Consider the following 21,889-nt stretch of genomic DNA (forward strand, 5'->3'; position numbering starts at 1 on the left):
AATCTCTGGCGATAAAAAAAGGACTGGGAGCGTTCTCGATGAAGAGAATGGCTCCCAGTCCTTTATTGCACGACAGAATGATGACTGTTTGATGACGATCCGGGGATCGTCAGCACTAAATTGCCATCACCTTACTTCTTGGCCACCTGATTGCTCAGCTTCAGATAATCCAGCAGCACGCGACCGGTTTCGCTCAGGTAGGCATCGTCTTCCGGTTTGACCTTGTCCGGGTCAGCGGCCGCAAGGGCGTCTTCGTCTTCCTTCTTCAACTCTTTGAGCGGCTCTTCGCCTTTGGCCTTGCGACGGATGTTTTCCATCGTCAGCTGTTTGGCGTCGATATCGGCGTGCTGGGCACGGCGCTCGGCTTCGTTGAGGCTGACGGTTTTTTCTTCCATCAGTTTCTGCGCCAGGGCGAGCTTGTCACGGATGAACACGAACTCGGCATCCTTGGCGGTGCGCGTGTCATGTTCGGACTTGAGCTGAGCCAGGAACGGCTTGAACGGATCGGCCGCCGGTTTGATCGCTGCGCGGATGGTGTCCCACGGCATGGCTTCCGGCAGTGCGCTCTCGCCGATTTCCTTGGTGTCGATCAGCGACGGGTAGTCGATGTCCGGCAACACGCCCTGATGCTGGGTGCTCTGACCGGAAACCCGGTAGAACTTGGCCAGAGTCAGCTTCAGTTCGCCATGGTTCAGCGGCTGAATGGTCTGCACGGTGCCTTTACCGAAGGTCTGGCCACCGATGATCAGCGCGCGGTGGTAGTCCTGCATGGCGCCGGCGAAGATCTCCGAAGCCGAGGCGGACAAGCGGTTGACCAGCAACGCCATCGGACCTTTGTAGAACGCGCCCGGGTTTTCATCTTCGAGGACGTCGACACGGCCATCGGCATTACGCACGAGGACGGTCGGCCCCTTGTCGATAAACAGACTGGTCAGCTCGGTGGCTTCCTGCAGGGAACCGCCGCCGTTGTTGCGCAGGTCGATGACCACGCCGTCGACTTTGTCTTTCTGCAGTTCGGTCAGCAGTTTCTTGACGTCGCGAGTGGTGCTCTTGTAGTCCGGATCACCAGCGCGGAACGCCTTGAAGTCGAGGTAGAAGGCCGGGATCTCGATCACGCCGAGTTTGTAGTCCTTGCCGTCCTGTTTCAGGTTGAGCACGGACTTCTTCACGGCCTGGTCTTCAAGCTTCACCGCTTCACGGGTGATCGGCACGATCTTGGTGGTCTGGTCGTTCGGCGCATTGCTCGCCGGAATCACTTCCAGACGCACCACGGTGCCTTTCGGACCACGGATCAGTTTGACCACTTCGTCCAGACGCCAGCCGACCACGTCGACCATCTCTTTGTTGCCTTGGGCAACACCGATGATCTTGTCGGCCGGGGCAACCTGTTTGGTCTTGTCAGCCGGGCCTGCCGGCACCAGACGCACGACTTTCACCTGGTCGTTGTCGCTTTGCAACACGGCACCGATGCCCTCGAGAGACAGGCTCATGTTGATGTCGAAGTTTTCCGCGTTATCCGGCGACAGATAGTTGGTGTGCGGGTCGTACGACATGGCGAAGGTGTTGATGTACGCCTGGAAGATGTCTTCCGGACGGGTCTGGTCCAGGCGCGCCAACTGGTTCTTGTAGCGCTTGGTCAGGGTTTCCTGGATCTGCTTCGGCTCTTTGCCGGCGATCTTCATCCGCAGCACTTCGTCCTTGACGCGTTTGCGCCACAGGTCGTCGAGTTCAGCGGTGGATTTGAGCCAAGGTGCGTCCTTGCGATCGATCAGCAAGGTCTCCTTGGTGGTGAAGTCCATCTTGTCGACGCCTTTGTTCAGCTCGGCAAGGGCGAAGTCCAGACGCGCCTTGACGCGGTCCAGATAGCGCTTGTAGATGGTGAACCCGGCGTTGAGGTCGCCGCTTTTGAGGAAGTCGTCGAACTGGGTCTTCCACTTGTCGAATTCGGTGATGTCGCTGGCCATGAAGTAGCTGCGCGACGGATCCAGCAGCTTGAGGTAGCTGTCGTAGATGATCACCGAGCGCGCATCGTCGAGCGGCGGCTTGCTGTAGTGGTGACGCTTGAGCAACTCGACGACGTTCAGGCTGGCGATGACTTCATCGCGATCAGGCTGCAACTTGTCCCAGCTGTTGGCTGCGAATGTAGTGCCCGACACCGGCAACAAACCGATACCGATGAAAAGAGCGAGGGCGGTGCTGGGGAGCAAATGCTTCATGCTGATTCGACGCGGGGACAATTGATAACGCATATTAGGCCGTCTTTGAAGTCGCCGGTTCTACGAGAGCCGGTCGCATAATGCAAAAAGCCCGGCGCTACAGCTTCGGGCTCAGTCCAGACTCACTATGGAGGCACTGTGAAGGCATTGCAAGGCGTTGACGGTCAAGTGGCATGGGTTGAAGAGCCGAGTCCTACGTGCGATGTAGGACAAGTCCGCATCCGAGTGGCGGCAGCGGGCCTTAATCGCGCTGATTTATTACAGAAAGCGGGGCTTTATCCGCCACCACCAGGTGCCAGCCAAGTGCTCGGTCTTGAGTGCTCCGGGGTGATCAGCGAGGTCGGCGCGGGGAGTGCGTGGCAGGTCGGTGATCGGGTTTGCGCCTTGTTGGCCGGGGGCGGGATGGCCGAAGAGGTGGTCGTCGACGGGCGGCACGTGCTGCCGGTTCCCGAAGGCGTCTCGCTGATCGAGGCCGCCGCATTGCCTGAGGTTTATGCAACAGTCTGGCTGAATGTGTTTCAACTTGCGGCGCTCAAACCAGGTGAGAAAGTTCTCCTGCATGCCGGCGCAAGTGGAATCGGTTCAGCCGCCATTCAGTTGTGCAAGGCGTTCGGCAATCCGTGCTGGGTCAGCGTCGGTTCGGCCGAGCGTCTGGCCTACTGCGAAGCACTCGGCGCGCAGGGCGGGGTGGTGCGCACCGATGATCTGGAGAGCCTGCGTGATTTCGGGCCGTTCAATGTGATTCTCGATCCGGTCGGCGGTAATTATTCGGCGCTGAACCTGAAGCTGATGGCGCTCGATGGGCGCTGGGTGTTGATCGGTTTGATGGGCGGCCGTGAGGCCAAACTGGATCTGGCGCAGGTCTTGGCCAAGCGTGTGCAACTGCTGGGCTCGACGTTGCGCAGTCGTGACGATCAGTTCAAGGCGGATCTGTTGAGTGATCTGGGCCAGCAGGTGTGGCCGTTGTTTGCCGAAGGGCGGTTGAGTCCGCAGTTGGCCAAGGCTTTTGCGGTGAAGGATGCCGAGGCGGCGTTTGCGGAGCTGGCGAGCAACAAAGTATCTGGAAAGCTGGTATTGGTGATTGACGACAGCCTGAGCTAAGACCTGAAAAAGCCCCTCACCCTAACCCTCTCCCAAAGGGAGAGGGGACTGACTGAGTTGTTCTGTCGAGGTACATCGACCTGACACATGGTGTCGAACTCGGGTTCGGAATGTCAGCCTGCAATTGCAGATTAAATCTTTGTCATTTCCAGAGGTGGATTGGCCAGTTGGCCTTTTCGGCGTGTTCCAGCAGCACTGGGTCCGGATTCACCACGTGTGGGAAATCCACCTTCAGCAACAGCGGCAGATCATTGCGCGAGTCGGAATAGAAACTCGCACCTTCCAGGTTCTCTTCTTCAGCATCCAGCCATTCCAGCAAACGGGTGATCTTGCCTTCGCGGTAGGTCAGGGTGCCGACGGTATGGCCGCTGTAAACGCCATGGGCGACTTCCAGTTCGATCCCCAGAATTTCATCGATGCCCAAGCGCTCGGCAATCGGTTTGACCAGATGCGTGCCCGACGCCGAGATCACCAGAATCCGGTCGCCTGCCTTACGGTGGGCGGCGATGGTCTTGGTCGCGTCGCTGAAGATGATCGGTTCGATAAAGTCTTCCACCCACGGGCCGACCAGATGATCGACTTCTTCTGGCGTACGGCCGATCAGCGGTTCGAGGCTGAACTCCATGTACTCTTCCATGCGCAATTTGCCATGGCTGTAGGCGTCCATCAGCTCGTTGTTCTTGCGCATGAACGATTCGGGATCGACCCAGCCCAGGCGCCCCATCTGCTCGCTCCAGAGGGTGGCGCAGTCGCCGTGGATCAACGTTTCGTCCAGATCAAAAATTGCCAGGGCCATCAGTGCAGTTCTCTCTTCAACGTCAGCAAAGTCATCAGGCTACCTCACACAGGGCCGTTGGATCGATGGAAAGTGCCAGTCGCTGACCGTCGGGATGCAGATCGGCCGCCGAGCGGTTGAGCACATCCACCACCAGTTCGACACCGCGCGCTTCGATCCGGTAGCGGATGACATTGCCGAGCAGGCTGTGGCTGCGAATCTGCGCGTCGAGTTCGCCGTCAAGGCTCAGTTCGATGGCTTCCGGGCGAATGGCGATGCGGTGGTTGATCGGGCGCTGCAACAGCTTTGATGCATCGTCGGCATCAAGCAGGTTGTAGTTGCCGATGAAGCCGGCGGCGAACACATCGACCGGTGCGGTGTAGAGGGTTTCGGCATCGCCGCTCTGGACGATTTTTCCCTGATTCATCAGGAAAATCCGGTCAGACATGGTCAGCGCTTCTTCCTGATCATGGGTGACGAAAATCGTCGTCAGGCCGAGTTCGCGTTGAATCTGCCGGATCTGTTCACGCAAGTGTTTACGAATTCGTGCATCAAGGGCCGACAGCGGCTCATCCAGCAGCAGCAATCGCGGACGCGTCACCAGCGAACGGGCAAGGGCAACACGCTGACATTGGCCGCCGGACAACTGATGCGGATAGCGGCTGGCGAAGTCGTTCAGTTCAACCAGTTTCAACACTTCCGAAACGCGTTTATGGCTGTCGTCGGCATTAACCTTTTGCATGCGCAAACCGAAGGCGACGTTTTGCTCGACGGTCATGTTGGGGAACAGCGCGTAGCTCTGGAACACCATGCCGATCCCGCGTTTCTGCGGACTCAACGGCACGATATCGACACCATCGAGCAGGATCTTGCCGCCATCGACTGGCGTCAGTCCGGCGATGCAACGTAGCAGGGTGGACTTGCCGCAACCGGACGGGCCGAGCAGGGTGACGAACTCGCCCTTGTTGATCTCGCAATTGATGTCGCTGAACACGGTCGTGCCAGCGTAGTTTTTCTGCAGGTGTTGGACGCTGACATAGCTCATTCGCTTTTGTCCTTGTTCAAGATGTTGGCGATCCAGGTCAGGACCAGCACGAAAAAGAAATATGAGATAACCAGGGCACTGGTGAAGTGGCCGCTGCTGTTGCGCATGTTGTTCAGGTACACCTGCAGGGTTTCGTAGCGCGTGCCGACCAGAATGTTGGCAAACACGAACTCACCGAACAGGAACGAGAACGACAGCAGCAACGCGACCATCAGGCCTTTGCGCAGGTTCGGCAGCACCACCAGAAACGCCGCCTGAAAGGTGCTGGCGCCGAGCAGTTGTGCGGCGTCCATCAGGTCGCGCAGGTTGATCGCTTGCAGGTTGTTGGTGATTGCCCGGTACATGAACGGCAGTGCCACGGTGAAGTAGCAGCCAATCAGGATCCACGGTGTACCGACCATGGCCATCGGCCCGGAACCGTAAAGTTGCAACAGTCCCACCGACGACACCACCGGCGGCACCGCGAAGGGCAGCAGGATGAGGATGTTCATCAGCGCATCGAGTTTCGGAAAGTGGTAATGCACCACGAACAGCAGCGGCAGGATCAGCACCACTGAAAGCACCAGTGCGCCGACGCAGACCAGCAACGATTGACCGAAGGCGTGCAGGAAACGTGGATCGCTCCACAACTGGATGTACCACTTGAAGGTGAAACCGCTGGGCAGGATGGTCGCTGACCAACTGCTGGCGATCGAATAAACCAGCGTGCCCACGAGTGGCAGCAAGAGTATGGCGAACAACAGATAAACCACGACGCGGTGGTAGAGGCCGGCCGGGCCGGATTCAGCGCGAGACATGGTAGCTCCTCTTCAACAGCAGTTGATGCACGACAGTGACGATGGTCATCAGCGCCACCAGCACCACGGCCAGAGCGCTGGCCAGATTCGGGTCGAGGGAAATATCGCCGGAGACCATCGCTGCAATACGGATCGGCAGCACGTTGAAGTTGCCCGTCGTCAGCGCGTACACCGTAGCGTAGGCGCCTAGGGCGTTGGCCAGCAGGATCACGAACGTACCGAGCAACGCCGGGGTCAGCACGGGCAAACCGATGTGCCGCCAGAACTGCCAGCCGTTGGCGCCAAGCAGCGCAGCGGACTCGCGCCAGTCTTCACGCAAGGCGTCAAAGGCTGGGTAGAGCAGCAGCACGCCGAGGGGAATCTGGAAGTAGGTATAGAGGATGATCAGGCCGGTTTTCGAGTACAGGTTGAAGTCCTGAATGATCCCCGACTGCTTCAACATGATGGTGATGCTGCCGTTGAAACCGAGCAGGATGATGAACGCGAACGCCAAAGGCACACCGGCGAAGTTGCTGGTCATGTTGGCGAAGGCATTCACGAAGTTGCGCAATTTCGAATCGACCCGACGCAGGGAGTAGGCACCGAGAACGGCGATGACGATACCGAACACGCTCGACCAGAAACTGATTTCGAGGCTGTACTGGATCGCTTGCAAATAGAACTTCGAGCTGAAGATCTTGCTGAAGTTGGCCAAACCCCAGCCGAACTCTTCCGATTGCAAGCTGTTGATCATCACCCAGACCAGCGGGGCGATTTCAAAGACGATAAAGAACAGCGCGAAGGGCACCAGGCACAGCGCCGCCAGCCATTTGCCGCGAGTCATCGAGTTCACTTGAGCAACCCCCGGCACACAGGTTTGTCGTGGGGCACGCCGAGCAATTCGCAGACGGTGCCGCAGATTTCGGTCTGCTTGGGTGCGGCGCCAGCGTCGAGGCTGAACGCGTCACCGAGGACAAACAGCGGCACCTGGCGTTCTTCCGGCAACAGGCCGTTGTGCGAGCGATCGTTGTTCATGCCGTGATCGGCGGTCACCAATACCTGATAGCCAGCGTCGAGCCAGCTCTGCAAGTAGTCGGCGAGGATGATGTCGGCCGAGCGGGCGCTGTTGCGGTATTGCGAGCTGTCGAGGCCGTGCTTGTGCCCGGCGTCGTCGATGTTCATCGGGTGGATCAGCAGGAAATTCGGATCGTGGCGCAGGCGCAGGTTTTCGGCGTCGGCGAACAGGTGCGAATCCGGGTAGTGATCGCTCCAGTAGAAATGCCCGTGCTGGATCGGCAGCGACAGATTGTCGGTGTGGCGGTCGCGGGCGGCGACGAAGGGCGAGCGGTTGTACAACTCGCTGACCCAGTGATACGCCGCCGCAGCGGTTTTCAGACCGGCGTCGCGCGCGTAGTGATAAATGCTGCGCTGGTTGGACAAGCGCGAGACGTTGTTGTGGACGATGCCGCTGTCGATCGGCGGCACGCCGGTGAGGATGCATTCATAAAGCGGTCGGGACAGGGCCGGCAGTTCGCACTCCAACTGATAGAGCGCGGCGCGTCCTGCGCCAACATAAGCCTGCAGATGCCCCATGGCGTGACGTGCGACCTCGTAGTTGAGACCGTCGAGCACGACAAGGATGACGTTGTGCTTCATAGGGGCAAAAACTCCGCGAAATTCAAATATTCCGAAATCAACTCAATCCCCCTGTGGGAGCGAGCCTGCTCGCGAAAGCGTCATTTCAGTCACATGATTGTTGAATGACACACCGCATTCGCGAGCAGGCTCGCTCCCACATTTGGAACTCCAGCGGATCCCGAAGAGGGATCTACAGGCTTATTTCATCTCTACGATGACTTCCTCGTTCCACTGCTGTGGCAGGGCTTTCGAAGTTTTTTCCCACGCATCGGCGTCTTTGATCGGGGTGACCTTTTTGTACTGTTCGTTCGGCAGCAGTTTGGCCTTCACGTCTTCCGGCAGTTGCAGGTGTTCGGCGCGGATCGGACGGGCGTTGCCGCGCGCGAGGTTGGTCTGGCCGGCGTCGCTGAAGATGTATTCGCGGGTCAGCTTGGCGGCGTTCGGGTTTTTCGCGTACTTGTTGATGATCGTGGTGTAGCCGGAAATCACCGAACCGTCGGATGGGATCAGCACCACATAGTCATCCGGGTTGGCCATTTTGGCTTTGTAGCTCAGGCCGTTGAAGTCCCAGACCACGCCGACTTCGATCTCGCCTTTTTCCATGGTGGCGATGGTTGGGTTGGCCATCGACAGGCGACCTTGCTTGGCGATGTCGGCGAACAGCAGCAGCGCAGGCTTGATGTTTTTCTCGTCGCCACCGTTGGCCAGTGCCGCAGCCAGAACGCCGTTGGCGGCTTGGGCGGCGGTGCTCACGTCACCAATGGAGACCTTGTATTTGCCGCCCTTGAGGTCAGCCCATTTGGTTGGCACTTCGGAGCCGTGCAGCAGCTTTTTGTTGACGATGAAGGCGATGGTGCCGGTGTAGGCCAGCGCCCAGTTGCCGTCCTTGTCCTTGGCCCAGTCCGGGACTTGATCCCAGGTGCTTGGCTTGTACGGTTGCACCACGCCTTGCTTGACCGCGATCGGGCCGAAGGCCGCACCGACGTCGCCGATGTCAGCAGTGGCGTTGTCTTTTTCGGCGGCAAACTTGGCGATTTCCTGGGCCGAGCTCATGTCGGTGTCGATGTGCTTCAGGCCGTAGGTCTTGGCCAGGTCTTCCCAGGTGCCTTTCCAGTTGGCCCAGTCATCGGGCATGCCGACGCTGTTGACGGCGCCTTCCGCTTTCGCAGCGGCTTCGAGGGTTTTCAGATCGGTGCCGGCCGCCATGGCGGAGGTGCACATTGCAATGGTCGAGCCTAACAGTGTTGCCAGGAAAAGCTGTTTCATTCCGAAGCTCCTTGGTCGTGTTCAACGCTGCGATTGCGGTGTGTGTTGGTCTAGGTCAGCAATACCTGAGCCAATTTAAGGGGGCTGGATGACACTTTGATGTCGGCGGCCTTGTGTCAGGCCTTTTATTTGCCTGGTATTGGCGGCCGCCAGATAAGCGTAGACCATGCCCAAAGGCCCGCAGAGCAAGGGACTTGGCCGATGTATTGCAAGTCGTGAAGACGACCGTTCGGTAGTTTTGTCATCTCTTGGTCATCTGCACTGCCTAGGCTTGCAACATCAGGAAACGGCTTGATCGCCGTGCAGTTTTGCCCCGAAACAGTGCTGGTCTAGTCCAGATAGGTAACGTTGATGCGCGATGAGGCAACAAAAGCGGTGACAGCGATTGGCCAGGTGTTGCAGGAGCAACTCGATCACGGGTTGCTGGCGGCGGGCAGCAAGTTGCCGGCCGAGCGCAAGCTCAGTGAGTTGTTCGGTACGACGCGGATTACCGTGCGTGAGGCGTTGTTGCAGTTGGAGGCGCAGGGGCAGATTTATCGTGAGGAGCGCCGTGGCTGGTTCGTGTCGCCGCCGCGTCTGGCCTATAACCTGATGCAGCGCAGCCACTTTCACGCGATGGTCAGTGCGCAGGGGCGGGTGCCGTCGACCGAGGTGATTTCGGCGCGGTTGCAGCCGGCGTCGGCGGCGGTGTGTGCGTGGTTGCAGTTGCCGGCGTTGTCGAGCGTGATTCAGATTTGCCGGTCGCGGCGCATTGATGGGCGGTTGGTGTTGTATGTGGAGCACTATTTGAATCCGCAGTTTTTTCCGGGGATTCTTGAGTTTGATTTGAATCAGTCGATCACCGAGTTGTATGCGCGGCATTACGATTTGCACTATGGGCGGGTGCGCTTTGAGATTGTGCCGACGTCATTGTCGGTGGATGCGGCGGCGGCTTTGCGGGTGTCGGTGGGGAGTCCGGGGTTGCGGATTGCTCGGGTCAATTACGATCAGCATGAGCGGTTGATTGATTGTGATCTGGAGTTTTGGCGGCATGATGCGATTCACGTTGGGGTTGATGTGGTTTGATCGTTTTGGGGGCATATCCGTTGCTGCGGTAACGGCGGCTTAGGGTTTCGCCCTTACGGCGACTCACTTTTTTACAAACGCCTAAAAAAAGTAAGCAAAAAAACGCTTGCTCCTACGTGCGGCCCGCTCGCTGAGGCTCGGGGTTCCTTCGCTGCGGGATCGATCCGGGCAGCGCCTACGGTTTGCTTCGCTGCACCTCCTCTCGCTGTGTTTGGCTGCGCCAAACGGTCGCTGCGCTCCCACCCCCGGATCAATCCCTCCACTCAGCCTTCCAACGTCGCCCGTGGATCAAGATCAAAAGCGGTACTCGAGCTAACGCTCATTGTGTTGAGTGGGGCGGCTTTGCCGCATGGGTGTTCGAAAATTAAAACTGTGGGCGCTGCGGTGCGACGGTTCGACCTGCCAGCGATGACGGCCTGACAGCCGACCTGTTTCTGGCAGGCTGTACACGGTCCAAATGTGGGAGCGAGCTTGCTCGCGAAGGCGCCCCCACAATCACCTCATCCCTATTTGCCTGCCCCCGCATTGGCATACAGATAATCCGTCGCCAACGAGGCCAATGTTCTCACGCCTACCACCAGCGCCGACTCATCGACAAAGAACCCCGGATTGTGATTCGGCGCTGCCTTGCTCATGTCCTGGTCTCTTGGCGTCACGCCGAGAAACACAAACAGTCCCGGCACTTCCTTGGCAAAGAACGAGAAGTCTTCCGCGCCACCCACCAGCGGTGCATTCACCACATCATCCTTGGCCGCCCACTTCAACGTCGGCAGCATTTTTTCCGTCAGTGCCGGGTTGTTGATGGTCGGGTCGTATTTTTCGATGATGGTGACGTCGGCTTTGGCGCCGCCGCTTTCGGCGATTTTTTCCACGGTCTGGCGGACGTCGGCATGCAGTTTCTGGCGGATGCCGTAGTCGTAGGAGCGGATCGTGCCGGTCATGTCGACGGATTCGGGAATGATGTTGTAGCGCGTCCCGCCGTTGATGGTGCCGATGCTGACCACTGACGGATAAGACGAGATATCGGTGCGGCGGCTGACCACGGTTTGCAGGCCGACGATGGTTTGCGCGCCGACGGTGATCGGGTCGATGCCGTCCCATGGGCGGCCGGCGTGGGTCTGTTTGCCGAGGATTTTGATGCGCAGGTCGTCGGAGCTGGCGAGGGTCGCGCCGGGGCGGTAGGCGATCTGGCCGGCGGGGACACCGGCCCAGACGTGCAGGCCGAAAACGGCGTCGGGTTTCGGTGATTTCATCACGCCTTCCTCGATCATCATTTTCGCGCCCCAGGTGTTCTTGCCGTCGGGGATGAAGTCGCTTGGGCCTTCTTCGGCGGGCTGGAAGTAGAACACCACGGTGCCGGGCAGGGTGTCGCGCATACCGGTGAGAATTTTCGCTGTGCTCAGCAGGATGGCGGTGTGCGCATCGTGGCCGCAGGCGTGCATGACGTCGACTTCTTTGTCGAGGTAGGTGCCTCTGGCTTTCGAGGCGAAGGGCAGGTCGGCGACTTCCTTGACCGGCAGCGCGTCCATGTCGGCACGCAGGGCCACGGTCGGGCCGGGCAGGGCGCCTTTGAGGACGGCGACTACACCGGTGCGGGCGACGCCGGTTTTGACTTCGAGGCCCAGAGCTTGCAGTTGTTTGGCGACCAGTTCGGCGGTGCGCTTTTCGGTGTTGCCGAGTTCCGGTTGGGCATGGATATCGCGGCGGGTTTCGAGCAGTTCGGGCTCGAGCTTTTGCGCTTGTTCGGCGATCGTTGTGCGGGTGCTTTCCAGCGTCGCGGCGCCAGCGTGGCTGGCGAACAGGGTGAGTAGAACGGCTTGGGCAATGCGCGTCAGTTGCATCGGGTTCTCCTTGCTTATTGTTGTCGGGCTTCCCTGCCTGTGACTGCAACCGCGTGCCTGAGTGCTATTCCTTCGGCTGGCCGCCACCGGCAGTGATCACTTGCACGCTCATGCGCGGCGTTGCCAGATCGAGTCCGGCTTCGTCGAGGTGGCGTTTGAGCGACAGATTGAAGGCTCGGGACACTTCCCATTGTTTGATCGGCGCGGTCTTGAACCGGGCGCGCAGAATCGCGCTGCCGGATTCGAAACTCTCGACACCCTGAATCTCCAGCGGCGACCAGATGTTGCGCCGTTGCAGCGGATCGGTGCGCATCTTCTGGCCGACTTCGCGCATCAGTTTGATCGCGTCGTCGATTTCCATGTTGTACGGCACCGCGACACGGAAGATCGCGTAACCGAACTCCCGCGAGTAGTTCTTGATGCTTTTGATTTCGCTGAACGGGATGGTGTGGACGATGCCGTCGATATCGCGCAGGCGCACGGTGCGGATGGTCAGGCCTTCGACAGTGCCGAGGTGGCCGCCGACATCCACGTAGTCATCGATGGCCAGCGAGTCTTCGATGATGATGAAGAGGCCGGTGATCAAGTCCGCCACCAGCGACTGCGCACCGAAACCGATGGCCAGACCGATCACGCCGGCACCGGCCAGCAGTGGTGTGACGTTCATGCCCATGTTCGCCAGGGCGACGATCAGCGCGATGATGAAAATCGCCACGAACAGCACGTTACGGATCAGCGGCATCATGGTTTGCGCCCGCGCATTGGCCAGGCCTTTGCGTGAGCGGGTCAGGGCGTGATGCACGGCGGTGTCGGCGAGGATCCAGATCAGCCAGGAGAAAATCAGTGTGCCGATCAGGCTGAACAGTTTGACGCTGACATCATGCCCCTCACCTTCGGCGAAACCGATCAACGACTGGCCCCAGACGCGCAGGCCGAGTTCGATAAAGACCAGCCAGACCAGCAGGTGCGCGAGGGTATAAAAGAAGTTTTTCAGACGCTCGGAGTAGAGCGCGTGGCGTTTCGGCCCGCGTTGCGGTTTGAGCGAATGACGGCGCACGAGGCCGTTGATCACCATGCACAACACCAGCAGCACGGTGCAGATCAGCGACTGACGCAGTGCGGTGCTGGTGTCGCCGGCGGAGACGAACGTGGCGAACAGCGAGATGCCGACCAGCACCAGCGCCGGCACGTACCAGAAGGTGCCGAGGATTTCGATGGTATCGCTGAGGGCGCGGCGGGTCAGGCGTCGTGACAGCGGCTGGTTGCGAATCAAGTGCGCGATCGGCCGGCGGAAACGCAGGATAAACAGACCGGTCGACAGTGCCGCGAGGACATTGGCGATGGTCGCGGCGGTGTGGGCCAGGTGCACGCCGAGGCTTTCGATCAGGCGCGGATCATTCAGCGCTTCACCGAACGCGGCGAAGCTGCCGATCAGCCACAGCGGCCGGAAGGCCTGATGGCGCAGGATGTACAGCGCGCGATGGCGGTGCGGGCCGTCGAGCAGGGAAAACGCGATCACGCAGATCGCCGAGAAACAGGTGCCGACCACCAGCGCATAGGCCAGCACCATCGCCAGGCTTTTGCCCAGTGACGACGGCAGCGCGTAGCTCATGTAGACGGTCATTACCAAAGCGATCAGCCACGGCCCGAGCTTGCGTAAAGCGAAGCGCAGCATGTCGAGAGCCTTGGGGTGTTGCGGCAGTTCTTCGGTGAGGCCGAAGCGCATGCGTACCCGGTGACTGAGCCAGATCAGCGCGGCGGCGAGCAGGCTCCAGACCATCAGGATCATGGCGAAACCGAAAATGATCGGCAGCCACTCGTTGGCCGGTAGCAGCATCGCGCTCAGTTCGTCCTTGGCCAGGTCGAACTCGTTGCCCCAGCGGTTGAGCGGGCTGTCGGCACCGGTGAATTGCTTTTCGAAGTTGGCGAGGGTCCCGCCGATCAGGCCGAGTACGCCTTCTTCGGGGCTGGCCTGGGCCTTTTTGGTGGCGTCGCGCAGCTTCTTCAGGTCGGTCAGCAGTTGCGCGCGTTGCTTGTCGTTTTCCAGCGACTTGATGACTTCGTCGAGGGACTGGCCGAGCGGTTCCTGGGCTTCGGGTTGCGCTTTGTTGGTGTTGAGCAGGCCCGGCAGACCGACCGCGTGGGCGGGCGCCATCGGCAGCAGTGTCATCAGGCAGACAAGGAACAGACTGGGCAAAGCAAAAAGACGAGCGAACACTAGGCGGTCAACCTCGCAACGGGCGGATTCGCTGGAGTGTACGAGGCCCACCCATTCAATGCGAGCCGGGCGCGGATTTATTCGTTGAGTTTGGCGAGGATCTTGTAGACCACGGTGGCGAGGATCATCAGCATGCCGACCCACATGGCGAACACGCCGGCGTTCTTGTCACGGAAGTTGAACCCGATCGCCAGCAGGATCATTCCGCACAGGATGGGAATGAGCATGGCGTGGAACGAAGACATCGAAATCATGGAGACTGCCTTGTCGAAATGAATGATGTAAGTCTAGGTCGGTTTTGCTTGAGCTGTTCTGATGTGTATCAGAGTTGAGCCGGTTTCAAAATGAAATTTGTGCTGGCTGAACTGACGCTTTCGCGAGCAGGCTCGCTCCCACATTGGAATGCATTTCAAACTGTGGGAGCGACGGTGCGACGATTCGACCTGCTCGCGAAGCTTTTAAGCTTTTAGGGCAATTCGCGGCAGGCGTAGAACGCGCTCAGCACTTTGACCAGATGCGCCAGATCATGGCTGCCGCACAGTTCGCGGATCGAGTGCATGGCGAAGGTCGGCAGGCCGATGTCGACAGTGCGCACGCCGAGGTGGCTGGCGGTGATCGGGCCGATGGTCGAGCCGCAGCCCATATCGCTGCGCACCACGAAGCTCTGTACCGGGACTTCTTCGGCCATGCACAGATGGCGGAAGAAGCCGGCGGTTTCGCTGTTGGTGGCGTAGCGCTGGTTGCTGTTGACCTTGATCACCGGGCCGGCGTTGAGTTTCGGGCCGTGGTTGGCGTCGTGCTTTTCTGCGTAGTTGGGGTGCACGCCGTGGGCGTTGTCGGCCGAGACCAGCAGGGATTTCTGGATGGTGCGGACGAACTCGTCACCTTCCGGCAGCAGACGACGCAGGGTCTGTTCGAGCATCGGGCCATCGGCGCCGCAGGCCGAGCAGGAACCGACTTCTTCGTGGTCGTTGCACACCAGCACGCAGGTTTCGTCGGTTTCGGCGGTCAGCAAGGCTTGCAGGCCGGCGTAGCACGACAGCAGGTTGTCGAGGCGCGCGCCGGCAATGAAGTCGCCGTTGAGGCCGATCACTGCAGCGCTTTGCGTGTCGTAGAAACTCAGCTCGTAATCGAGCACGACGTCGGCGTTCAAGCCATGCTCGCGGGCCAGTTGATCGGTGAGCACGGCGCGGAAGTCGACGCGCTCGTCACCGGCGAATTGCGCGAGGATCGGTGGCAGTTCGGTCTGCGCGTTGATCGCCCAGCCCTGATTGGCTTCACGGTTGAGGTGAATGGCCAGGTTGGGAATGATCGCGATTGGCGCCTTGAAGTCGATCAACTGGCTTTCGACTTTGCCGTCGCGGCGGAAGGTCACGCGGCCGGCCAGCGACAGATCACGGTCGAACCACGGCGCCAGGAGGGCACCGCCGTAGACTTCAACACCCAGTTGCCAGAAGCCCTGACGCTGCAGTTCCGGCTGCGGTTTGACCCGCAGGCACGGGCTGTCGGTGTGCGCGCCAACCAGGCGGATACCACCGTGCAGTGGCGAGGTGCGGCCCATTTTGATCGCGACGATCGAAGAGTCGTTACGAGTGACGTAATAGCGGCCGTTCGGCTCGGTGGTCCATGGCTCGCGCTCGTCGAGGCGCACGAAACCGGCAGCCTCCAGACGCTGCACCAGACTGGCGGTGGCGTGGAACGGGGTAGGGGAGGCCTTGAGAAAGTCGATCAGGCCTTGGTTCAACTCTTCGCGCATAAGAAACTCCAGACAGCAGTGGGCGGGAGTTTAACGCATCGGCCGGGGAATTGAATCTGCACCGAACCCATGTGGGAGCGAGCAGGCTCGCTCCCACATGGGTTCGGTGGTGCTTGTCAGAACGGCGCAGGGCACTCGAAACGCAGGCGTTCGCCGGTTTGCGGATGGGTGAAGCTGAGCATGCTCGCGTGCAGGCACAGGCGTGGCCATGCCGCCAGCGCCTGCTCGTGGGCGTAGAGGCCATCACCGAGCAGCGGATGCCCGATCGACAGCATGTGCACGCGCAACTGATGCGAGCGGCCGGTGATCGGTGTCAGCTCAACGCGGCACCAGTCACCGCAACGCTCCAGCACACGCCAGAAGGTCAGCGCGTGTTTGCCGAATTCGTGGTCGACGACATGGCGCGGTTTGGTCGGCGGGTCGTAACGCAAGGGCAAATCGATGCTGCCACTGTCCAGTTCCGGCTGACCCCAGGCCAGCGCGGTGTAGGCCTTTTCAGTTTCGCGGTCATGAAACTGCCGCGACAGTTCGCGATGCGTATCGGCATCACGCGCCAGCAAAATGATGCCGGAGGTTTCCCAGTCCAGGCGATGGACGATGCGCGCTTCGGGGTAGCCGTTTTCCTGCAGGCGGGTAATCAGGCAATCCTTGTTGTCGTCGGCGCGACCGGGCACCGAGAGCAGCAACGTCGGTTTGTCGACCACCAGTACGGCGGCGTCCTGATGGATGATGCGGATGTTGGACAGCGGCATTAAAACAGCCTCGTAACAAATGCCAACGGCGGTTCAGGGCCATCCCGCATGGGGATGGCCCTGAACCGCCGTCGTACCTGCCGGATCGACTCAGCGATCAGGCAGGGTGATGTTGAGTTCCAGAATCGAGCAACTGCCCTGGCTTTCCAGTGCAACATGTACGTCGTCGTTGCCGATGTTGACGTACTTGCGGATCACGTCGACCAGTTCCTTCTGCAAGGCTGGCAAGTAATCCGGCGTGCTGCGCTGGCCGCGCTCATGCGCCACGATGATCTGTAGACGCTCTTTCGCTACCGAGGCGGTACTTGGCTTTTTGTTGGCACGAAAGAAGTCAAAAAGGTTCATTACCTACCTCCAAACAGGCGCTCGAAGAATCCCTTCTTCTCGACATCGAGGAAACGGTGGGCTTTTTCTTTGCCCAGCAAACGGTCGACGGTATCGCTGTAGGCCTGACCGGCATCGCTCTGGTCGTCGAGAATCACCGGGACGCCCTGGTTGGATGCCTTGAGCACTGCCTGGGATTCCGGGATCACGCCGAGCAGGGTTACCGAGAGGATTTCCTTGACGTCTTCAACGCCCAGCATTTCGCCCTTTTCAACACGCTCTGGATGGTAGCGAGTGATCAGCAAGTGTTCCTTGATCGGGTCTTCGCCACGTTCGGCGCGGCGCGATTTGCTGGCCAGCAGGCCCAGCATGCGGTCCGAATCTCGTACCGAGGACACTTCCGGGTTGGTCACGACGATCGCTTCATCAGCGAAGTACATGGCCAGGTGAGCACCTTTTTCAATGCCCGCCGGGGAGTCGCAGACGACGAACTCGAATTGTTCCTTGAGCTCCATCAGGACTTTTTCCACGCCTTCGACAGTCAGCGCGTCTTTGTCGCGGGTCTGACTGGCGGCCAGTACGTAGAGGTTTTCCAGGCGCTTGTCTTTGATCAGAGCCTGTTGCAGGTTGGCTTCGCCGTTGACCACGTTGACGAAGTCATACACCACGCGGCGTTCGCAACCCATGATCAGGTCAAGGTTACGCAAGCCCACGTCGAAGTCGACGATCACTGTTTTGTGGCCGCGCAGAGCGAGGCCGGTACCGATAGCGGCGCTGGTGGTGGTCTTACCCACACCACCCTTGCCGGATGTAACCACGAGAATCTTGGCCAAGGTGTTTCACCCCTAAGGAAGAAGGACTTTTTAGCCCCTGAAAAACATCTCTTGAAAACTACTGCAGTCGGACAGCCTTGGCTGGAATTCGGCGTTGAGCCTTTTTCCTACTTCGTTTGAGCCGTTTTCGCTACGTTTTAGAGATGCTTGGAAAATGCGGCAGTATCCGTTAAAGCCGAATGATGTTCAACACGTCGCCCGACAGGCTGACCTGTACGCCCGAGCCCCACATAGGGTCGCGGCGCAAATCTTCGGAAACCTTGTAATGACCGGCGATGGAGATCAGTTCAGCGCTCAATTGCTGACAGAAAATCCGTGCCTTGGTATCACCCTTCACGCCGGCCAGCGCACGGCCACGCATCGGGCCGTATACATGGATGTTGCCATCGGCGAGAAGTTCCGCCCCCGGACTGACCGAGGACACCACGACCAAATCGCCACCCTGGGCATATATCTGTTGGCCACCACGTACTGGCGTGGTGATGACGCGGGTCGGTTTGACCGTTGGCTCCGGCGGTTTTTCCGGCTTCTTTTTGACCTCGGCTTCGGGGGTTTCCAGCGGTCGTTCACGGGCGCCCGACGGCGGCAGCACCGGAATGTCGATAGCGATGGCGGCGGCGATGTCTTCGATACGGCTGGCGCGAATCGCCAGGGTGCGCAGGCCATGTTGACGGCAGACGCGCATCAGGCCTGGCAGATCGACGGCGCCTTCGCTTGGCGGCAGTTTGTCCAGCGCCAGAACCAGCGGCGCGTTGCTGAAGAAGTTCGGCGCCTGGGCAACTTTGGCGGCCAATTGCCGATCGAGGCTTTCGAGGTCGTTACGGGCCAGTTCCAGCACAGTAATGGCCAGCATGCTGCCCTTGAGCTGGAATACGGGATCTTGGTCTAACGGTTCGGTTTGGCTCATGTCGGCATACAACGGCTTGTCACTAAAAGTGCCGAGACTTATAACGAGAACGCCCGCAGGCCGCAAGCCGGGTCGAACGATGTAGAATGCGCGGCCACTGCATTTACGGAAGCTTTAATGGATCGCCCGCGTTTTCGAACAGCCTTTTTATCGCCACGCTTCTGGCCGCTCTGGTGCGGTCTGGGGCTTTTGTGGCTGATCGTCCAGTTGCCGTATCCGGTCTTGCTGACCATCGGTCGTGTTTTGGGTGCGTTGATGTATCGCGTGGCCGGCGACCGGCGGCGCATCGCCAAGCGCAATCTTGAACTGTGCTTCCCGGAAAAATCCGCCGCTGAGCGCAAACGCCTGCTCAAGGAGAATTTCGCCTCCACCGGTATCGCCTTTTTTGAAATGGCCATGAGCTGGTGGTGGTCGCGCGAGCGTCTGGCCAAGCTGGCCCACGTTGAAGGCCTGGAGCATTTGCAAAAGGCCCAGCGCGAAGGCAAAGGCGTGATTCTGATGGCCGCGCATTTCACCACGCTGGAAATCGGCGCGGCGTTGCTCGGTCAGCAGCACACGATTGATGGCATGTACCGCGAACACAAAAACCCGCTGTTCGACTTCGTCCAGCGTCGCGGTCGCGAGCGGCACAATCTCGACTCGCTGGCCGTGGAGCGTGACGACGTGCGCGGCATGCTCAAACTGCTGCGCTCCGGTCGCGCGATCTGGTATGCGCCGGATCAGGACTATGGCGCCAAGCAGAGTATCTTCGTGCCGCTGTTCGGCATTCAGGCGGCGACGGTGACAGCGACGACGAAATTTGCGCGTCTGGGCAAGGCGCTGGTCGTGCCGTTCACCCAGGAGCGTCTCGCCGACGGCAGCGGTTATCGCTTGGTGATTCATCCGCCGCTGGAAGATTTCCCCGGCGAAACCGAAGAAGCCGACTGCATCCGCATCAATCAGTGGGTCGAGAGTGCGTTGCGTGCCTGCCCCGAGCAGTACCTGTGGGCGCATCGACGCTTCAAGAGCCGGCCACCGGGCGAGCCGAAGCTGTACGCCAAACGCGGTTGATTCCCCCATCCTTTCAAGCACCATGGAGTGTTGCGATGAGCCCAACTGAACCGGTCACAGGTTTGATTCTTTCCGGCGGCGGGGCTCGGGCGGCGTATCAGGTGGGCGTGTTGGCGGCGATTGCCGAATTGCTGCCGTTGGGTGCGGACAATCCGTTTCCGGTGATCGTCGGCACCTCGGCCGGGGCGATCAACGCCGTCAGCCTCGCCAGTGGCGCTAGCGACTTTCGCGCCGCCATCGAACGCCTGACCTTGTTCTGGCAGGGCTTTCGCAGCGATCGCGTGCTGCGCAGTGACTGGCCCGGGGTTATCCGTCAGGCCAGCCGCTTTGTCAGCCACAGCCTGCTCGGCCTCGGTCGGCAACTGCCGGTGGCGTTGCTCAACAGTTCGCCGCTGCGCGCACTGCTCAATGAAAAACTGCACATGCCCGGTATCGCCGAATCGATCGCGCGCAAGCAATTGCATGCGGTGGCGGTGACGGCGTTCGGCTACGAATCCGGGCAAGCGGTGACGTTCTATCAGGGCGGCGGCAAGATCGATTCATGGCTGCGGCATCGGCGCATTGGCGTGCCGACGGAACTGACGGTGGAGCACCTGCTGGCCAGTTCGGCGATCCCGTTGCTGTTCGCGCCGGTCAAACTCGGCGATGAATATTTTGGCGACGGCGCGGTGCGGCAATCGGCACCGATCAGCCCGGCGCTGCACCTGGGCGCGAGCCGAGTGCTGGTGGTGGGCGTCAGTGGCAACCCGCGCGGGTTTGATCCGCAGCAGCCGCTGGAACGCGCTTATACGGGGCAACAGCCGACGCTGGCGCAGATTGGCGGGCACATGCTCAACAGCACATTCATTGACAGCCTGGAGAGCGACATCGAGTTACTTCAGCGTCTCAACCAGTTCAGCCATTTGATGCCCGCCGGCACGCCGACCCGTGAGTTGGGTGTGGCGCCGGTGGAGGTGCTGGTGATCTCGCCGAGCCAGCCGATCGATGAAATCGCGGCACGGCATCGCCAGGAGTTGCCGGCGGCGTTGCGCTTGTTCTTGCGCGGACCGGGCGCGACCAAGACCAGCGGGGCAGGGGTGTTGAGTTATCTGTTGTTCGAGGCGGGGTATTGCAGCGAGTTGATTGATCTGGGGCGGCGGGATGCGTTGGCCAAGCGCGAGGAGCTGTGCCGGTTTCTCGGACTATCCGAAGCGGTGGTTCCGGCCTGAAATCTGCGCTGAGGCCTTCGCGAGCAGGCTCGCTCCACATTGGAACTCGGTCGAATGTGGGAGCGAGCCAGCTCGCGAAGCTCTTGAAATCAGAAGTGGTACTTCACCAGGAAGCTGGTGTTGCTCTGATTGGTCTTGAACGCACCGGTATCGTCGATGCCGTACTTGTCTTTCCAGTAGTCGTATTCCACACCGACGTACAACTGCTTCTCGCCGAGACGCAGCGCTTTGCCCAGGTCATATTTGATCTGTGGGTTGAAGTGCAGGTTGGCGTGGTACTCGCCCTTTTTGTTGACGTCGTTGTCGCTGACCCAGTCCATGAAACCGTCGATCAGGATGTTCGAATTGCCGACCGGAATGGTGTACGACCACACCGGGGTGATCTGCCAGACGTTGTCGCCCGCACGTGGGCCTTCGGTGTGGCGCTGATAGAAGTTCAACTGGAAGTAGTCGAAGCCCGGGATGGCCAGGTCGAAACCAGGGCCGATCAGGTAAGACTCGACATCACCTTCACCGAACTCGTAGGTCATCGCCAGCAGTACGTCTTTGATCGGGCCGAATTCGATCTTCTGGTCGAGGATCTTGCCCAGCGACAGGCGCGGGCTGAACTCGCCGTAATACGTGTTGTTGCCGACGCCGCTGTCAGGCTTGCCGTTGTAGAAGATCTTGTCGACGAACAGGAAGTTGTCCCCGTACTTCCACGCATCGGCGTGCTCGAAGGTGACGGTCTGCTGGATGCGCGGGTTGACCTGGAAGTCCTTGCCATAGAGGTAGGTCAGGCTGTTGTTCTGCCACTGCAGCAGGCCTTCGGCCATGGCCTGGCCGCCGGCCAACATCGATCCCGCGAGCATCAGGCTGGTGCACATACGTTTCATTCGGTTGCTCCCAAAGTAGGTGTTCCACGTTATTTTTTTAAGATCGGCGCTCTGGTGTGGCGCCTTTTTTCGTTGCTGCAAAAACTCATCCGATCGGTCAGCTTCGTTGCTGTTAGCAAGAGCTGAGCCAAGGCTTTCGAAAAGCAAAAAAACACCCGCTCGGCTGCTGAAAAACAGTCGATTGAGTGTGTTTTCGGGATGCCTCGGTACTGACCGGGGCCGGGATATGTTGGCTTTTCGGTC

Annotated in this window: 20 protein-coding genes; 4 read left to right on the top strand and 16 right to left on the bottom strand. The window is 59.7% G+C overall.

The window, feature by feature from the left end; translation table 11 throughout:
- Positions 1 to 131 precede the first annotated feature (131 nt).
- A complete protein-coding gene (locus HU754_RS09960; protein WP_175559678.1) occupies positions 132 to 2,216 on the bottom strand; it encodes a carboxy terminal-processing peptidase in 2,085 nt (694 codons plus the stop codon).
- A gap of 138 nt (positions 2,217 to 2,354) precedes the next feature.
- Between HU754_RS09960 and HU754_RS09965 the strand changes: the two genes are divergently transcribed.
- On the top strand, positions 2,355 to 3,317 hold the full coding sequence (locus HU754_RS09965) for a zinc-binding dehydrogenase (RefSeq protein WP_186624395.1): 963 nt from the start codon (positions 2,355 to 2,357) through the stop codon (positions 3,315 to 3,317).
- 142 nt (positions 3,318 to 3,459) lie between these two features.
- On the opposite strand, the gene HU754_RS09970 is transcribed toward HU754_RS09965, so the two are convergent.
- From HU754_RS09970 to HU754_RS09995, 6 genes are all read right to left on the bottom strand, one after another.
- Entirely contained in the window at positions 3,460 to 4,113 is a 654-nt protein-coding gene (locus HU754_RS09970; protein ID WP_093441602.1) for an HAD family hydrolase, read from the bottom strand.
- Positions 4,114 to 4,147: 34 nt separating this feature from the next.
- The gene (locus HU754_RS09975; RefSeq protein WP_099758418.1) at positions 4,148 to 5,137 is read right to left on the bottom strand and encodes an ABC transporter ATP-binding protein; all 990 of its coding nucleotides are present in this window, start codon (positions 5,135 to 5,137) and stop codon (positions 4,148 to 4,150) included.
- Positions 5,134 to 5,934, bottom strand: a complete 801-nt coding sequence (locus tag HU754_RS09980) for an ABC transporter permease (protein ID WP_007916333.1) — start codon at positions 5,932 to 5,934, stop codon at positions 5,134 to 5,136. The genes HU754_RS09975 and HU754_RS09980 overlap by 4 nt, the downstream gene beginning before the upstream one ends.
- Complete coding sequence (locus tag HU754_RS09985; RefSeq protein WP_178087434.1) at positions 5,921 to 6,757, bottom strand: ABC transporter permease; 837 nt, start codon at positions 6,755 to 6,757, stop codon at positions 5,921 to 5,923. The genes HU754_RS09980 and HU754_RS09985 overlap by 14 nt, the downstream gene beginning before the upstream one ends.
- Before the next feature lie 5 nt (positions 6,758 to 6,762).
- Entirely contained in the window at positions 6,763 to 7,569 is an 807-nt protein-coding gene (locus tag HU754_RS09990) for an alkaline phosphatase family protein (protein WP_186624394.1), read from the bottom strand.
- Positions 7,570 to 7,749: 180 nt separating this feature from the next.
- On the bottom strand, positions 7,750 to 8,817 hold the full coding sequence (locus HU754_RS09995) for an ABC transporter substrate-binding protein (protein ID WP_007916337.1): 1,068 nt from the start codon (positions 8,815 to 8,817) through the stop codon (positions 7,750 to 7,752).
- A 351-nt stretch (positions 8,818 to 9,168) separates the two neighbouring features.
- Between HU754_RS09995 and HU754_RS10000 the strand changes: the two genes are divergently transcribed.
- Positions 9,169 to 9,882, top strand: a complete 714-nt coding sequence (locus HU754_RS10000; protein WP_064121017.1) for a UTRA domain-containing protein — start codon at positions 9,169 to 9,171, stop codon at positions 9,880 to 9,882.
- Between the two features lie 506 nt (positions 9,883 to 10,388).
- On the opposite strand, the gene HU754_RS10005 is transcribed toward HU754_RS10000, so the two are convergent.
- The 8 genes from HU754_RS10005 to minC form a co-directional block, all read right to left on the bottom strand.
- Complete coding sequence (locus HU754_RS10005) at positions 10,389 to 11,723, bottom strand: amidohydrolase (protein WP_186624393.1); 1,335 nt, start codon at positions 11,721 to 11,723, stop codon at positions 10,389 to 10,391.
- Between the two features lie 64 nt (positions 11,724 to 11,787).
- Positions 11,788 to 13,941, bottom strand: a complete 2,154-nt coding sequence (locus HU754_RS10010) for a mechanosensitive ion channel family protein (protein WP_186624392.1) — start codon at positions 13,939 to 13,941, stop codon at positions 11,788 to 11,790.
- 77 nt (positions 13,942 to 14,018) lie between these two features.
- Entirely contained in the window at positions 14,019 to 14,195 is a 177-nt protein-coding gene (locus HU754_RS10015) for a hypothetical protein (protein WP_007919198.1), read from the bottom strand.
- Between the two features lie 212 nt (positions 14,196 to 14,407).
- Positions 14,408 to 15,697: a M18 family aminopeptidase gene (locus tag HU754_RS10020; RefSeq protein WP_007919200.1), complete on the bottom strand. Its 1,290-nt coding sequence runs from the start codon at positions 15,695 to 15,697 to the stop codon at positions 14,408 to 14,410.
- 116 nt (positions 15,698 to 15,813) lie between these two features.
- Positions 15,814 to 16,449 carry an RluA family pseudouridine synthase gene (locus tag HU754_RS10025; RefSeq protein WP_007960625.1) on the bottom strand — a complete coding sequence of 212 codons (636 nt, stop codon included), beginning with the start codon at positions 16,447 to 16,449 and terminating at the stop codon, positions 15,814 to 15,816.
- 90 nt (positions 16,450 to 16,539) lie between these two features.
- On the bottom strand, positions 16,540 to 16,794 hold the full coding sequence (gene minE, locus HU754_RS10030; protein ID WP_003223146.1) for a cell division topological specificity factor MinE: 255 nt from the start codon (positions 16,792 to 16,794) through the stop codon (positions 16,540 to 16,542).
- On the bottom strand, positions 16,794 to 17,606 hold the full coding sequence (minD, locus tag HU754_RS10035) for a septum site-determining protein MinD (protein WP_007913953.1): 813 nt from the start codon (positions 17,604 to 17,606) through the stop codon (positions 16,794 to 16,796). Before minD ends, minE begins: the two co-directional genes overlap by 1 nt.
- Positions 17,607 to 17,775: 169 nt before the next feature.
- Positions 17,776 to 18,513: a septum site-determining protein MinC gene (gene minC, locus HU754_RS10040; RefSeq protein ID WP_026000431.1), complete on the bottom strand. Its 738-nt coding sequence runs from the start codon at positions 18,511 to 18,513 to the stop codon at positions 17,776 to 17,778.
- Between the two features lie 117 nt (positions 18,514 to 18,630).
- Here minC and HU754_RS10045 point away from each other — a divergent pair, with 117 nt between their 5' ends.
- Both HU754_RS10045 and HU754_RS10050 read left to right on the top strand, forming a co-directional pair.
- The gene (locus tag HU754_RS10045) at positions 18,631 to 19,563 is read left to right on the top strand and encodes a lipid A biosynthesis lauroyl acyltransferase (RefSeq protein WP_093441635.1); all 933 of its coding nucleotides are present in this window, start codon (positions 18,631 to 18,633) and stop codon (positions 19,561 to 19,563) included.
- 35 nt (positions 19,564 to 19,598) lie between these two features.
- The gene (locus HU754_RS10050; RefSeq protein WP_186624391.1) at positions 19,599 to 20,771 is read left to right on the top strand and encodes a patatin-like phospholipase family protein; all 1,173 of its coding nucleotides are present in this window, start codon (positions 19,599 to 19,601) and stop codon (positions 20,769 to 20,771) included.
- Positions 20,772 to 20,860: 89 nt separating this feature from the next.
- Here HU754_RS10050 and HU754_RS10055 read toward each other — a convergent pair whose 3' ends face one another.
- Positions 20,861 to 21,646 (bottom strand): outer membrane protein OmpK, encoded by a 786-nt coding sequence (locus HU754_RS10055; RefSeq protein WP_093441644.1) that lies wholly within the window; start codon positions 21,644 to 21,646, stop codon positions 20,861 to 20,863.
- Positions 21,647 to 21,889: the final 243 nt, after the last annotated feature.

Source organism: Pseudomonas zeae, from assembly GCF_014268485.2.
Lineage (GTDB): Bacteria > Pseudomonadota > Gammaproteobacteria > Pseudomonadales > Pseudomonadaceae > Aquipseudomonas > Aquipseudomonas neuropathica.

Excerpts from the sequence above, each read along its gene's own strand:
- HU754_RS09970 (WP_093441602.1), bottom strand. The coding sequence starts at position 4,113 with ATGGCCCTGGCAATTTTTGATCTGGACGAAACGTTGATCCACGGCGAC.
- HU754_RS09980 (WP_007916333.1), bottom strand. The coding sequence starts at position 5,934 with ATGTCTCGCGCTGAATCCGGCCCGGCCGGCCTCTACCACCGCGTCGTG.
- HU754_RS10015 (WP_007919198.1), bottom strand. The coding sequence starts at position 14,195 with ATGATTTCGATGTCTTCGTTCCACGCCATGCTCATTCCCATCCTGTGC.
- HU754_RS09960 (WP_175559678.1), bottom strand. The coding sequence starts at position 2,216 with ATGAAGCATTTGCTCCCCAGCACCGCCCTCGCTCTTTTCATCGGTATC.
- HU754_RS10000 (WP_064121017.1), top strand. The coding sequence starts at position 9,169 with ATGCGCGATGAGGCAACAAAAGCGGTGACAGCGATTGGCCAGGTGTTG.
- HU754_RS09995 (WP_007916337.1), bottom strand. The coding sequence starts at position 8,817 with ATGAAACAGCTTTTCCTGGCAACACTGTTAGGCTCGACCATTGCAATG.
- HU754_RS09985 (WP_178087434.1), bottom strand. The coding sequence starts at position 6,757 with ATGACTCGCGGCAAATGGCTGGCGGCGCTGTGCCTGGTGCCCTTCGCG.
- HU754_RS10050 (WP_186624391.1), top strand. The coding sequence starts at position 19,599 with ATGAGCCCAACTGAACCGGTCACAGGTTTGATTCTTTCCGGCGGCGGG.
- HU754_RS09975 (WP_099758418.1), bottom strand. The coding sequence starts at position 5,137 with ATGAGCTATGTCAGCGTCCAACACCTGCAGAAAAACTACGCTGGCACG.
- HU754_RS10045 (WP_093441635.1), top strand. The coding sequence starts at position 18,631 with ATGGATCGCCCGCGTTTTCGAACAGCCTTTTTATCGCCACGCTTCTGG.
- minC (WP_026000431.1), bottom strand. The coding sequence starts at position 18,513 with ATGAGCCAAACCGAACCGTTAGACCAAGATCCCGTATTCCAGCTCAAG.
- HU754_RS10025 (WP_007960625.1), bottom strand. The coding sequence starts at position 16,449 with ATGCCGCTGTCCAACATCCGCATCATCCATCAGGACGCCGCCGTACTG.
- minE (WP_003223146.1), bottom strand. The coding sequence starts at position 16,794 with ATGAACCTTTTTGACTTCTTTCGTGCCAACAAAAAGCCAAGTACCGCC.
- HU754_RS09990 (WP_186624394.1), bottom strand. The coding sequence starts at position 7,569 with ATGAAGCACAACGTCATCCTTGTCGTGCTCGACGGTCTCAACTACGAG.
- HU754_RS10055 (WP_093441644.1), bottom strand. The coding sequence starts at position 21,646 with ATGAAACGTATGTGCACCAGCCTGATGCTCGCGGGATCGATGTTGGCC.
- HU754_RS10005 (WP_186624393.1), bottom strand. The coding sequence starts at position 11,723 with ATGCAACTGACGCGCATTGCCCAAGCCGTTCTACTCACCCTGTTCGCC.
- HU754_RS10020 (WP_007919200.1), bottom strand. The coding sequence starts at position 15,697 with ATGCGCGAAGAGTTGAACCAAGGCCTGATCGACTTTCTCAAGGCCTCC.